Origin of the sequence: Archangium minus (assembly GCF_044360475.1) — a bacterium.
Classification (GTDB): Bacteria; Myxococcota; Myxococcia; order Myxococcales; family Myxococcaceae; genus Archangium; species Archangium minus.
In genome coordinates this window covers 6,066,017-6,079,305 of record NZ_CP043494.1, presented here as the reverse complement: position 1 = coordinate 6,079,305, position 13,289 = coordinate 6,066,017, and the positions used below count along the sequence as shown (strand labels likewise).

General features: G+C 66.8%; 11 protein-coding genes. 8 read left to right on the top strand and 3 right to left on the bottom strand.

The annotated features are described in order from the left end of the window. Positions 1-32 precede the first annotated feature (32 nt). The 3 genes from F0U60_RS24680 to F0U60_RS24670 all read left to right on the top strand — a co-directional run bounded on the left by F0U60_RS24680 (position 33) and on the right by F0U60_RS24670 (position 5,051). Positions 33-2,174: a mucoidy inhibitor MuiA family protein gene (locus F0U60_RS24680; RefSeq protein WP_395823917.1), complete on the top strand. Its 2,142-nt coding sequence runs from the start codon at positions 33-35 to the stop codon at positions 2,172-2,174. A 10-nt stretch (positions 2,175-2,184) separates the two neighbouring features. Continuing rightward, positions 2,185-3,750 carry a mucoidy inhibitor MuiA family protein gene (locus F0U60_RS24675; protein WP_395823915.1) on the top strand — a complete coding sequence of 522 codons (1,566 nt, stop codon included), beginning with the start codon at positions 2,185-2,187 and terminating at the stop codon, positions 3,748-3,750. Between the two features lie 206 nt (positions 3,751-3,956). Further along, entirely contained in the window at positions 3,957-5,051 is a 1,095-nt protein-coding gene (locus F0U60_RS24670; protein ID WP_395823913.1) for an SMP-30/gluconolactonase/LRE family protein, read from the top strand. 42 nt (positions 5,052-5,093) lie between these two features. Here F0U60_RS24670 and F0U60_RS24665 read toward each other — a convergent pair whose 3' ends face one another. Together F0U60_RS24665 and F0U60_RS24660 are read right to left on the bottom strand one after the other, a co-directional pair. Further along, entirely contained in the window at positions 5,094-5,939 is an 846-nt protein-coding gene (locus F0U60_RS24665; protein ID WP_395823911.1) for a hypothetical protein, read from the bottom strand. Beyond that, entirely contained in the window at positions 5,936-7,042 is a 1,107-nt protein-coding gene (locus F0U60_RS24660; protein ID WP_395823909.1) for an endonuclease/exonuclease/phosphatase family protein, read from the bottom strand. The genes F0U60_RS24665 and F0U60_RS24660 overlap by 4 nt, the downstream gene beginning before the upstream one ends. A 241-nt stretch (positions 7,043-7,283) precedes the next feature. On the opposite strand from F0U60_RS24660, the gene F0U60_RS24655 reads away from it, so the two are divergent. After that, on the top strand, positions 7,284-7,955 hold the full coding sequence (locus F0U60_RS24655; RefSeq protein WP_395823907.1) for a hemolysin III family protein: 672 nt from the start codon (positions 7,284-7,286) through the stop codon (positions 7,953-7,955). Positions 7,956-8,049: 94 nt separating this feature from the next. Here the strand turns inward: F0U60_RS24655 and F0U60_RS24650 are convergent, their stop codons facing one another. Then, complete coding sequence (locus F0U60_RS24650; RefSeq protein ID WP_395823905.1) at positions 8,050-9,690, bottom strand: flavin-containing monooxygenase; 1,641 nt, start codon at positions 9,688-9,690, stop codon at positions 8,050-8,052. Positions 9,691-9,941: 251 nt separating this feature from the next. On the opposite strand from F0U60_RS24650, the gene F0U60_RS24645 reads away from it, so the two are divergent. From F0U60_RS24645 to F0U60_RS24630, 4 genes are all read left to right on the top strand, one after another. After that, the gene (locus F0U60_RS24645; protein WP_395823903.1) at positions 9,942-10,136 is read left to right on the top strand and encodes a hypothetical protein; all 195 of its coding nucleotides are present in this window, start codon (positions 9,942-9,944) and stop codon (positions 10,134-10,136) included. Positions 10,137-10,303: 167 nt separating this feature from the next. After that, on the top strand, positions 10,304-11,545 hold the full coding sequence (locus tag F0U60_RS24640; protein WP_395823901.1) for a hypothetical protein: 1,242 nt from the start codon (positions 10,304-10,306) through the stop codon (positions 11,543-11,545). Then, on the top strand, positions 11,542-12,087 hold the full coding sequence (locus F0U60_RS24635) for a glycine-rich domain-containing protein (protein WP_395823899.1): 546 nt from the start codon (positions 11,542-11,544) through the stop codon (positions 12,085-12,087). Before F0U60_RS24640 ends, F0U60_RS24635 begins: the two co-directional genes overlap by 4 nt. Positions 12,088-12,107: 20 nt before the next feature. Then, positions 12,108-13,283, top strand: a complete 1,176-nt coding sequence (locus F0U60_RS24630; RefSeq protein WP_395823897.1) for an MFS transporter — start codon at positions 12,108-12,110, stop codon at positions 13,281-13,283. Positions 13,284-13,289: the final 6 nt, after the last annotated feature.

Here is a 13,289-nt window from a genome sequence, read left to right as displayed (position 1 = left end):
CCGCACGCGGTAGAGAGCGTTACACCTTCCGCATGCCCGTCTTCGGATTGTCGGCACTGACCGCGCTCTGGCTCGCGGCGGTGGAGGCCCCCGTGACTTCGGTCACGGTTTACAGTGATGGGGCGCGTGTGGTGCGCACCGCCCGGGTGAACGTCTCTGGCTCCCAGCTCGTGGAGTTCCCCCTGCTCCAGGGCGAGGTGGACGCCTCGAGCCTCCGGGTAGAGGCCCAGGGCGCCGAGGTGACACGCGTGGAGTCGCGCGCCTCTATCCCCGAGGCCCTTCCCACTGCCGAGGCCCGCCAGCTCGTCACCGAGCTGGAGCGCTTCGAGGAGCAGCTCGCGCAGGTCCGCTCCGAGCGCTCCGCGTACCTCACGCAGCTTGAATCGCTTAAGCAGACGCGGCCCGAGCCCTCTGCGGAGCCCCTCTCCGCGCCGAAGGGGACAGCCCTCACCGCGTCCCGGCTGGACGCCTCGGGTTGGAAGGCAGCCACCGACTTCGTGGAAGAGGCCACCGCCCGCGCCCAGGCGAAGGTGCGCGAGCTGACCCTGCGCGAGGAGACGCTCGCACGCGACAAGACGCGGCGGCTCGAGGAAGCGCGGCGGGCGCTCGGCGCGTCTCCGCACGAACGATTGCAGGTGGTCGCCACGATCTCGGGCCAGGGCGCCGCCACGCTCACGCTCACCTACTTCATCCAGGACGCGCGCTGGTACCCCGCCTACGAGCTGCGGCTCGAGCCCAAGTCCAACCGCGTGGAGGTGGCCTTCGCTGGCCGCGTCAGCCAAGAGACGGGCGAGGACTGGGAGGACGCAGCGCTCACCCTCAGCACCGCCCTGCCCGCCTCGTTCATGCCCGCGCCGGAGCTCGCCACCTGGAAGATTGGCCAGCGCGAGCGCTTCATCCCCACGCCCGAGCCCGTCCCCGACTCCTGGCGCGCCCCCCCGGCGCCTACCCCTCCGCCTCCTCTGGCGCCCGGAGAGGAGACCCGGCTCCGCGAGCGGCTCTCCGCCCTGCTGGGCCAGCCCATCGCTCCACACCCCGCCCCCGTGGCCCAGACGCCTCCCCCCGCCCAGCAGTCTCAGGCTCCGGCGACACACGGGGGGAGCACCATCGTGGGCACCGTCGTGAGCGCGGATAACAAGAATCCCATAGCGGACGTGGTGGTGACGGCCACCTCGCCCAACCTCCAGGGCGAGCAGGTCGTGGTGACAGATGCCCAGGGCCAGTACCGCATCCCCCAGCTCCCCCCGGGTACCTACACGCTGCGCTTCGACAAGGAGGCGTTCAAGCCATTCTCCCGCTCGGAGCTCCAGCTGCGCCTGGATCGCACCATCCGCGTGAACGCGGAACTGCTGCCCGAGGGCTTCACCGAGTCGATCGAAGTTGCGGCAAGGCCTCCCACCATCGACGTGGGCTCCTCTAGCGCGGGCGTCAACGTGAATTCGGACTTCATGCGCCGCGTCCCCGAGAAGCCCACAGTGAACGTGCCCGTGGGGCTCGAGCCGCCGGCTGGCTGGCAGCGGCCCACGTTGGATCCACGGCTGCCCGCCTCGCTCGCGGGAGGCCAGGCCCTGAGCTTCCCCGCACAGCGCCGCGAGACGGTGCGCAGTGGACAGGGTGAGCGGCGCGTGCCCCTCTTCACCGAGACGTGGCCCGTGCAGGTGGAGCGCGAGCTGTTCCCCGCCCTCACCTCTAATGCCTTCCTCGTGGCCCAGCTGCGCAGCCCCTCCAAGCAGGTGCTGCCCGGGGGCGAGGCCCAGCTCTTCGTGGGCGCGGACCCCTCGGGCCAGGCCCAGCTCCAGCTCGTCTCTCCGGGCGAGCCCTTCACCCTGCCACTGGGCATTGATCCGGCGGTGCGTCCGGTGCGCAACGTGCGGCTCGTCACCTCCGAGAAGGGCTTCCTCAACAAGGACGACGTCACCGAGTACGCCGTCACGCTCGAGGTGGCCAATCCCTATCCCTTCCCGCTATCGGTGCGGCTGCATGACCAGTGGCCCCTGCCGGGCGACAAGAACGTGGAGGTGAAGCTCGTAAGCACCGAGCCCTATGCCGAGCAGGACGCCGACAAGGGGACGCTGGAGTGGCGGTTGTCCATTCCACCCTCGCGCAAGAGCGAGGTGACCTTCCGCTACACCGTGCGCCACCCCAAGAACTGGCGTCTGCAGCAAAGACAATAAAGGAGCCACCATGCACGCCCTACCCTTGATGATGTTGGCGCTCGCCGCCCCCGCGAAGGTGTCCTCTGTCGTTGTCTACCCGGACCGAGCCGTGGTGACGCGCGTGGAGACCGTGCCGTGCTCCGGCCGCGCGCTCGCCGTCTTCGACTCGCTGCCCCCCGCGGCCGACCCCGCCTCCTTGCGCGCCCGCTCCGACACCGCCACCGTGGAGAGCCTCGTGGCTTCGGAGCAGCCCGTGAAGGGCCCCTTCAGAACTGAGCTCCAGTCGCTGCGGGACAAGAGCGAGGCCCTGGAGCGCGAGCTGGCCGGGCTGCGGGACACCCTCGCGCGGGCCCAGGCGCGCAACGAGCTGGGCGAACAGCTCGACGCGGTGGCGGTGACACGGGTGACGCGCGAGTTCGCCGAGCCCCGGCCGGACACCCGCGCATGGACCCAGGCCTTCGCCGCCGCGCTGGACGTGCGGCTGCGCGCCCAGGCGGACCTGCGCTCGGCCTCCGCCCGCTCGCAGGAAGTCCAGCGGGAGCTAGAGGCACTCCGCGCCCGCGAGAGCTTCCTGTCCCAGTCGGCGGCGCGGATGGAGCGGCGAGTGGAGGTGCGGCTGGCCTGCGGCGCGGCGGGCCAGGCCCGGGTGGAGCTGGACTACACCGTGGGGGGCGCGGGGTGGACGCCCTCCTACGAGGCACGTGCCGACGAGGCCTCGGGCCAGGTGGTGCTGTCCACCTACGCCACCGTGCGGCAGACCACGGGCGAGGACTGGACGGGGGTGCGGCTCGCGCTCTCCACAGCCCGGCCTCCGGCCAATGCCTCGCCGCCCACGCTGGAGCCGCTGAGGCTATTGGCGTGGGAGCAGGGCCGCGAGCGCAAGGTGCTGGTGCGCCGCGACGAGCACCAGCGGCATGCCGAGGCCGCAGCAGCGGAGCCCGTGCAGCAAGAAGGCTCGCTGAGCGCGGCCTCGCAGGGCCTGTCCGTGCAGTTGCAGGTGCCCGAGCCCGCGCAGGTGCGGGGCGATGGAGGAGACGTGCGGCTGCGCGTAGCGCGCACGAAGCTGCGGGCCACCTTTCTCTGGCGCGCCGTGCCCAAGCTGCGCCCGGTGGTGTTCCGCGTGGCCCGGCTCGTCAATGGCGCGCCCTTCGCGCTGCTGCCGGGGAGCGTGGACCTCTTCAGTGCCTCGGGCTACATCGGCCGGCAGAGCGTCGAGCACGTGCCCCAAGGTGGGCCCTTCCAGCTCACCTTCGGCATCGAGGAGTCGCTGCGCGTGGAGCGCGTGGTGGTGGAGGAGATAGCGCACGACAAGGGCTTGTTCGACGGCAAGCGCCGCTTCCGCTACGCCTACCGGCTCGACCTGGCCAACTTCCGTCCCGGCCCCGAGGTGGTGGAGGTGACCGAGCAACTGCCCGTCTCCGAGCTCGACGACGTGAAGGTGGAGGTGGAGGCGAAGACAACCGCGGGCCACGAGCGCAATGAGACGGACGGCTTCCTCACCTGGAAGGTGAAGCTCGCCCCCGCCGAGCAGCGCTCCGTGGACGTGGCCTTCCACGTGGACGTGCCCTCCAGCTACGACATGGGCGCCCTGTAGCAGCGCCCAACTGCTCCACCTCTTGCCTTCAACCGGCCTCCCCTCTTTCTTATGCTGGGTGCATGAAGCTGGGATGGCCCGCAGCGGAACCCTGCGGGTCCTTGTTGACATGCGAGAAGGAGAGCCGGGTGAGTGACATGCCGACACTTGACAGGGATGCGACACGGACACCCGCCGCCCCCCGTCCTTTTTTCAAGAGGAGGGGCGTGCGCATCGCCGCACTCAGCCTCTTCTCGCTTCTGGTGTTTACCGCCGCGTTCGCTCTCTACTGGAGGCTCTGGCCGGCCGGACGAGGCGAAGGCAGGGAGTGCGAGCTCACCAGCGGCGTCCACGCCGTATGTGGGCCCAATAAGCCAGAGGACCTGATGCGCCTCGGGGACAGTGACTGGGTCGTCACGGGAAACATGGGCAACGACGACTGGGCCGAGGGCGGCTTTTATGCCGTTAGGATGAGCAGCGAAGCTTTCCGCGCCATCACGCCCGATTTCTCGCGCCCGGTCGCGCCGACCTACCGCGAGTGCCCTGGTGCACCCGATCCGAAGCTCCTCTCCGCGCACGGGATTGCGCTCCGTGCCAGCGCCAAGGGAGAGCACACGCTCTACGCGGTCAACCATGGCGGTCGCGAGTCGATCGAGGTATTCGACGTCCGGGTTTCCGCCGAGGGGCCAGAGCTGACCTGGACCGGCTGCATCGTGATGCCCGCGGAGCATGAAGCCAACTCCGTCGCCCCCCTCCCGGACGGCGGCCTCGTCGTCACCATTCCGCACCTCCCGTCGTCGTCGCAAGGTGCGGTGTTGCGGTGGGGGCCTACCAGCGGTTGGAGCGAAGTTCCGGGTACCCGCTTCCTAGGGGACAACGGCATCCTCGTGTCACCGGACGGCACGCGCCTGTACGTGAACGAGTACATGAACAGCAGGGTGCACGAGGTTCCCCTCGATGGAGCCGCCGCGAGCCCCCGGTCCGTCACCCTTGGCTTCCATCCAGACAACCTCCGGTTCGCGCCCGACGGCTCCATTCTCGCGACAGGGCACCCGAATTCCATTGCCGTTGTTGGCCTGTGTGGATTCGTCTTCAAGTGCGGCGTTGGGACGGAGGTGGCCCGCATCGAGCCGACCTCCTTCCAGGCGACCACGATCTTCAAGCGAGGCGCAAACGAGGCCTTCAGTGCGGGCACGAGCGCCATCGTCGTGGGTGACGAGCTCTGGATCGGCTCTTTTATCTCGCGCTCGCTCCTGATCGTGCCGCTGAGCGAGCTGAGTCAGCCGCTCAGCTCACCCGCCGCGTCGCCAACGCACGAGTAGTCGCCCTCGTTGTTCAGGAGCGCTACGCGTTCTGACCTCGGATCAGAAGCCTTCCCAGATGAAGTCCAGCGTCGGCAGGAAGTCGTTGCTCCGGACGCGGACGCGCTCGCTGAAGCCATCGGCGCCCATGTCCACGCGCGTGGCGCCCTGGTCCGCGTTGGCCCACAGGACTCCGGCGGTGATGCGGCTGTGCTGGAAGACGGCGATATCCACGCCCACGTGGGCCGTGAGCACCAGCGGGGAGATGGAGGCGATGGACCCCACGTCCTGGCCTGAGACGAGGAGGTGGCCCTGGGAGCCGGTGACGTAGAGGTTGAGCTCTCCGCGCAGGCGCAGGCGGTCGTTGAAGGCGTGGTCATAGGCGCCCCCCACCCGCGAGCGGAAGCCCGTGAGCGGTGCCGCGAGCACGAGGTCCAACGGGGTGAGGAAGGAGTTGAGGGGCGTGGCGCTGTTGGGGCCCAGCGGAAGACGGAAGGCCGCGTCCGCCCGCAGTGTCCACACGTCGTGCTCGAGCACGTTCCCCGAGAGCAACAGCCCCGCCCGCGGAATCAGCATCCAGCCAATGTCATTCTGACTCGTGGCCCAGTTGGGGAAGAGGTAGCCCTTCACCAGACGCATGGCGAACGTAGGCATGGACAGCCCAGCCTCCGCCGTCAGCCGCAAGGGCGAGCGCACCAGCGAGAAGCGGGCATCCACGTTGGGCGCCACGAAGAAGAGAAGCGGATGGGTCTGGAGCTCGACGCCCTCGTGGACCGCGATGCGCAGCGGATTGAACACGCCCACGCTCCAGGAGCCCCGGGGACCCACGTCCGCGGTATCCCGCGCCGGCAGGGGCTGAGCGATGGCGAGGGTGCTGCCCAACAGGACGCACAGCAGAACGGCTCTCATGGCAGCCTCCAGGTACCGACGACGGGGGCATGATCGGATAGGCGGCTGGCATCGCTCTGGACGCCGAGGCGCCCAGGGCCCTGGAGGACATCCGTGTCCGTCCACACCTCCCCCTTACGAATGAAGAGGTAATCCAGCGTGCGGTTCCAGGCGCCAGGCTGTCCCTGGTCATTCCTGCTGTCCGGGCCGAGCACCGTGTGCGTGAAGTAAGGTCGCTGGTTCTCCTCGCCCACGCCGTAACGGGCCAGGGAGATGGAGGGCTCGAAGTCGTCATAGAAGCGCTTCATGACGCTGGGCGTGTAGGGCGGCTGCTCGAACTCGGTGCCCTTGCTGCTCTCGCGCTCGTCCAGGAAGCCCGAGAGCCGCAGCTTTCCCTCACAGGACTCGGGCGTCCCCGCGGCCGCGCGCTCGTCGCAGACGGGCGGCAGCTCATTGAAGTCTCCGCCAATCACCCAGGGCAGCGTCTCCGCCCGGAGGACGTCATAGATCTGTTGGATCTGCTTCTGCTTGGTGCCGTCCTGGTCATACGCCTCGGTGTGCACCACGTACGCGGCGAGGGTCCGGCCGTTGCCCACGTCCACCTCGGCCCGGCCGATGGCGCGCCTGATGTAGAACGTCGCCGTCAGCGGATCCTGGTCCGTGCGGTCCTCCTGCCGGATGCGCTCGGCCTTGATGATGGGGTAGCGCGAGAGGATGGCATTGCCCAGGTCGATGCGGCCCACGCCCTCGGACGGCACATAGCGGGAGTCCCAGGTGGACATGTAGGCCGCGTAGCGGAGATTCGTGTTCTCCAGCAGGAAGCGCACCTGGTCGATGTAGGCGCTGCGCTTGGAGCCGACCTCGATCTCCTCCGTCATGAGGATGTCCGGGTCGTACTCGCGGATGAGCGCCGCCACCCGGGTGAGGCAGTCCGTCACCTCGGATTCGGACATCTGGACACGGTCCCCCCAGAAGTCGAACCAGAAGTCGATGCGGCAGGCACCGTACTTCACGTTCCACGCCATCACCTTGAGTGAAGTGGGGTTGGCTACCGGCGCGGGGTGTTCGGCCCGGGCCTTGAACCGCGGGACCTCTTCCCGGGTGAAGGACAGCGGGTCAACCACCCATTCACAACTGGTCAGTAAAAACGGAAGGAGTAGCAACGGGAGCGTTCGTCTCATGCGGGGCGCGAGGGTACCCCGACTCCCACCGTCATGGGGGCGCCGTCTGCGCGCCTCCACAGCTGGAGCCACCCCGACCGCCAGTGTGCACGGGGCGGCATCCCCAGGCGCCAGAAGTGCACGCATGGACAGGAGAACCCCCCTCGCTGACACAACGATGACCTGCCGTACGTACGAGCAGATCATGGCCTCTCAAGAACATGTCGGGTCCCTCCAGGTGGAAGAGGAAGCGAAGCCCAGACTGCGCGGTGTGTCACACGCGTTCGCGTTCGTGGCGGCACTCGGCGGATGCGTCTTCCTGGCCCTGGCTCCAGCGGAGGGCGTGCGGTACCTGGCTGGACTGGTGTTCGGCGTCAGCCTCGTGCTGATGTTTGGCATCAGCGCGACGTACCACTGTCCCAACTGGAGCCCCGCCATCTACCGGCGCCTCCAGCGGTTCGACCATGCGGCCATCTATGCCCTCATCGCGGGGACCTTCACGCCCGTGGCCATGCTGGACGCGGGAGGCTGGGGCCCGAGGATGCTCTGGGTGATGTGGAGCGCGGCGCTCACGGGCGCTGGGCTCGCGCTGCTGGGCCACTCCGGACCGCGGGGGCTCCGCTCCGTGCTCTATGTCGTGCTGGGCACGGTGTCGGTCCCGGTGGTACCGCGGCTGCCGGACGTGATTGGCCCGGCACGTACCGGGTGGCTCGTCTTCGGTGCCGTCCTCTATGCCCTGGGTGCCGGGGTCTACGCCCGCAGGTGGCCGGACCCCTACCCCACCGTCTTTGGCTACCACGAGATCTTCCACCTCATGGTCATCTCCGCGGCCTCCGTGCACTACGCCGTCATCCTCGACGTGCTGTGGGGACGGTGAAGCAGTTGAAGACGAGGTGACCCCCCATGTCAGAGGGGCCGCGTATAGAACGTGGAGCGCCCGGGAGGGCTCTCCGTCCATGGCCTTCTCCGACTCACCTTGTCAAAGAGAAGCCCTCGTAGCCCTGGGCGGCGACGGCATCGCATTTCTTCCTGTATGCCCCGACACCACCGATGTAGGGCATGAAGACACGTGGCTTGCCGGGGATGTTCGCCCCGATGTACCAGGAGTCCGCCAGAGGAAAGAGCGTGCGCTCAACCAGCTCCCTGGCGTGTGCAACCCAGCTGTCCTCCGCTTCGACGGTTGCCTCGATGCGTTCGAGACGGTGCTCTCGCAGATAGGTGATGCAGTCCGCGATCCAGTCCACGTGCTGCTCGATGGAGACGATCGTGTTGCTGAACACGGAGGGACTGCCAGGGCCTGTGATGGTGAACAGGTTCGGGAAGCCCGCGATGGCCAGCCCGAGGTACGTGCGTGGGCCATCAGCCCACTTCTGCCTCAGTGTCGTGTTACCCCGCCCGCGGATGTCGATGTTGAGCAGGGCGCCTGTCATGGCATCGAAGCCCGTCGCGAACACGATGCTGTCCAGCTCGTACTCCGCGCTCCGGGTCCGAAGTCCCTTGGGCGTGAGCTCCTCGATCGGCGACTTCTTCACGTCAACCAGGGTGACGTTGTCCCGATTGAAGGTCTCATAGTAGCCGGTGTCGACGCAGAGACGCCGGGTGCCCAGAGGATAATCCCTGGGCAGCAGGGTCTCGGCGACGGCCGGATCGCGGACCGTTGCGCGAATCTGGGAGCGGACGAACTCGGCGGCGGTTTCATTGGACTCCCGGCAGATCCGCAGGTCCGAGAACGCGGCGAGAAATCCGGTGCCGCCCTTCGCCCATCGGGCCTTGTACTCGCGCTCCCGCTCCTCGGGGGACACGTCCAGCGCCGACCTCTCGTTGACGTCCATGATGACCCCGGCACGTGTCTCACGGGCCTTGCGCCGGTACTCGGCATAGTTCGCCTTCATCCACGACTCGTAGGCCGGCTCAATGGGCGCATTGCGCGCGGGGACGCTGAAGCTCGGGGTCCGCTGGAAGACGAAGAGGTGGGCTGCCTGCTCGGCGACGATGGGGATGAGCTGGACGCCGGACGAGCTCGTACCGATGACGCCAACGCGTTGACCGGTGAAGTCGACGCCTTCGTGCGGCCATCTGCCCGTGTGGTACCACTTGCCCTGGAAAGCCCCCAGCCCCTTGAAATCCGGCACCTTCGCGGCGGACAGGCAACCCGTCGCCATGATGCAGAACCTGGCGGACACGTTGACCCCGTCGTCCGTCTGGATCGCCCACCGGTTCGTCACTTCGTCGAAGCCAGCGGCGGTCACTCGCGTGTTGAACTGGATGTTCCGGCGGAGCTCGAACCTGTCCGCGACGTGGTTGATGTAACGAAGGATCTCCGGCTGGGTGGCGTACCGCTCGGACCACTTCCACTCCTGCTCGAGCTCGTGCGAGAACGAATAGGAGTAGTCCAGGCTCTCGATATCGCAGCGCGCGCCCGGGTAGCGGTTCCAGAACCACGTGCCGCCGACCCCACTGCCCGCCTCGTACACCCGTACCGATAGCCCGAGCTGGCGCAGGCGGTAGAGCATGTACAAGCCCGCCAACCCAGCCCCGACAATGACGGCGTCGAAGTTGCTGGCGGGCTCCTCCATGCCGCCCTCCGAACAATTCGACTGCAAATCAGACATGCATTCGCCTCCATGTGATCGACGTGGCCTGGTTCGCAACGCCTAGCATGCCCCTCTGACATTCGAACCAGGCTCCCAAAACATGAGCAACCATTAAAAACAGACAAGGCCTTGACCCCTGACAAGTTGGACCTTAAAACAAACACACGGTCGCGCAGCCGGGCCGAGGAGCACCCGAGCACATCCGGGTGCGGCTGTGGGAGTATGTGTTTGTCCGTGCATCATCCAACCCTTCAGTCTCGGAGGTTCAAATGAAGAACCTGATTCGTCAGCTCGCCCAGGATCATCTCTGGAATCAGTGGGTCGCGGCCAACTCTGCCGGCACGCCGGTCGTCGAGGCCGGTTGCATCTCCGGGCCGGCTGTCTCCGTGAAGGCCGGCTGCATCTCCCGGGGGACTTCCCCCGTGAAGGCCGGCTGCATCTCCAAGACCGGCTGTATCAGCTGATAGCGTAGTCCGGGGCGCGAGCGAGGAGGAATGCGCCTTGTTTCCATGCCTTCCCGCCTCGCTCGCGCCCGCTCCGATGGGTTGGCGCAACGCTTTTCATTGGCCCGTTCAACCGTCTCCCCTCCCCCACTCTACCGATGGACGCCCAAAGACAGACGCTGGCTGAGATGATCGAGCAGGTCAGGGACATTCCCATCTACCACCCATCGATCGAGCAGGGGTTCTTCCCCATTCTGGAGAAGCCAGAGATCGCCAGGGGGTTCCCGGACAATTGGATGACCCCGAGGCTCGCTGAAGCGTTGAAGGTGGGAGAGGCGGAGTTCGTGCTCTCAACCGGAACCAATCACGCGCGGATGCAGATCATCCGTCCCCCCTTCTTCCTGTTGAAGTCCTACTACCAGTTGTGGAGCGAGCATCCCGACATCGCCGTCACCTGGCAGCAGAACTGTCAGCGTGTCTCGATCACCACCGTGCTGGCGACCGAGCACGTGGCGCGGCTCAACGCGAAGAAGCGCGGCGGCGAGGCGCAGGCCCATCCGAGCCTCGAGGAGCGTCGGCTCGACTCGCGCACGCTCTATCTCAACCTGAGGCTCGACCCGGCGCTTTGGGAGCGCGGCGACGTGGAGCGCATGCTCGATGAAATGACCGCTGTCCAGCAGGCGCATCCGCTGGGCGCGTATCACCTCGACTGCGACAGCTACCACCTCGCGCATCTGGTGCGGAAGGCCCTGGACTGGGGCTCGTGGCGGCGTTTTCCAAAGCCGGCCAGCATCATCCACGCCTACGAGTACACGCCGAAGAACGTGCGCCGGTTCCTGCAACGGCATTTCGAGTGCCCCATCATCGACCTGTTTGGCAGCACCGAGCTGGGGTATCTGTATTACAGCGATCGTCACGGACGATACTGGCCCTACCTCGACAAGATGCACCTGGAGCTGATCCCAGTTGAAAAGGGCAGCACGGTCTACAGCATCATCGTCTCGAGCTTGCGCAACCCCTACATGCCGCTGATTCGCTATCGCTCCGGCGATTGTGCCGAGACGATCGATGGCTCCCCTGACCCGCTTCGGATTCGCCGGTTCTGCGGGCGCGAGAGGGAGCTGCTGCGGCTTGAGCGTGGAGGCGTGATCTCCCAGGCGGAGCTCGACGATTGGATTGCTGACGCCACACCGTCCATCTTCCTCTATCAACTCCACCTGAAGGCGCCGCGGCAGGCCCGATTGCTCTACACCACCTTCGACAACAGGCCCGTCGATCCGACCGTGGCGCGCGAGCTGCGGCAAAGGAGCCTGGAGGTGGCCGGGCTCGAATGCGAGCTCGAGCATCGCGAGCACATCGCGATCGGCAAGTCCGGGAAGTACGCCTGGCTGGTGCAAGACTCCGAAATGACAGGACAAGGTGGGTCATGAACTCCAATCAACCCAAGGTGACGAGCGCCGAGTTGAGGACTTTGCTCGATGACGCGTTCTTCTCCGGCGTGGTGCGGCACTTCGTGCGGACCACCGGTGAGGAGCCCACGTACGTCGAGCGTCAGGTCATCGAATGCCTGAAGTACCTGTACCTGATCTCTCGCTACCCGGAGCGCCTGGCCGGGCTGTTCCTTCCCGTGGAGCAGGCGATCGATGAGGTCTGGCACTATTTGATCCTACAGACCCGAGAGTATCGGCAGCTGTGCGAGGAGCGCCTGCCGGGACGCTTCTTCATCCATCACCGCAGCCTGCCGTACGAGGACTATCAGCAGAGCCAGCCTGGCCGGGAGCAGATGCTCGAGGAAGCACTGCGCTGGCTGCCGCTGTATCGCGAGGAGTTCGGTCCCTTCGACGAGGGCGCACTCCCCCACTGGACGATGGTCCGCTTCCTCCACCAGCAGCTAGGCCTTTCCCTGGGCACCATCGCGGCGCTCGAAGCGGAAGCCCTGGCCGCACAACCTGATACGGAGCACGTGCGTTGAGCCCTCGAGCTGCGCGGGCCGTGCCCGCCACGTCCATCAACACGCGGGTCCTTTTGCTGTGTCAGGTCGTAGGGCTCGCCAGCGCGGTCTCGATCCAATTCGTCGGCAGCCTGGTGGGTAAGTGGCTCGCGGTGGATATGCGGCTCGCGACCCTCCCGGTTGCCGTGATGGTGCTGTCCTCGGCGCTGGGCACCTGGCCTGCCAGCCAGCTGATGCGTCACTTCGGACGCAAACGCTGCTTCATCGCCTCGGCGCTGCTGGCCGCGAGCTGCCTGGCGCTCGCGGCACGAGCGGTGCACCGGTTCGACTTCTGGCTGTTCTGTGCAGCCGTTTTCGGCGTGGGCCTGCACGGCTCCTTCGTGCAACAGTATCGTTTCGCAATCCTCGAAGGACAGGAGAGCAGCAGGGCCCCACGCCTGTTGACCCTGATCCAACTCGCCAGCGCCGTTGGCATCTTTCCCGGCATCTCACTCTTCGGCCTGCTGGAGGGAAGGACGTCCGATTATGTGCCTCGGGTCCTGCTGGTCCTGGCGGTGCTCCAGGTGCTGGCCGCGCTCTCGCTCCTGCTGTACCGACCGCAAAGCGCGGTCGTCGCCGAGGTTTCCGCCACACCCGACACAAGTGTCCGCGAGTTGTATTGGCCGATGGTGGTGATGGGCGCCGGTGCCTTCCTGGTGATGAGCCTGCTGATGGTGCCGACGCCCTTGCAGATGTGTGGCTTCGAGCAATACATGCTTCAAGAGGCGAGCTGGGTGATACAGGTTCACCTGCTGAGCATGTACCTGCCCTCGCTGTCGATCGGCGCCATTCTGAGAAGAGTGTCGATCGCACGGTTGCAGGGGCTGGGGCTGCTCTTCCTGCTCGTGGGGTTTCTGTGCAGTTGGATTCCGGGCCTTGGAGGACACCTGGTCGGGCTGGCGCTGGTCGGCGTGGGGTGGTGTTTCGTATTCGTGACCGCGACGACCCTGGTGGCGCGCAGCCGCTCGGGCGCCGAGCGTTTTCGTGCACAGGGTGTCAATGACCTGTGCGTGTTTGCCGCCAGCGGCGTGGCCTCGCTGACGTCCGGAGCGCTCCTGTCGGTGCTGGGGTGGAGCGGTCTGCTGAGCCTCGGCGTGTTGCTGGTTCTGTGCTTGATGGCACTCGCCTGGCATGCCCACCGCGGACGACCGAACCCGGGGCGTCGCGCCGCGACCTGACCGCTG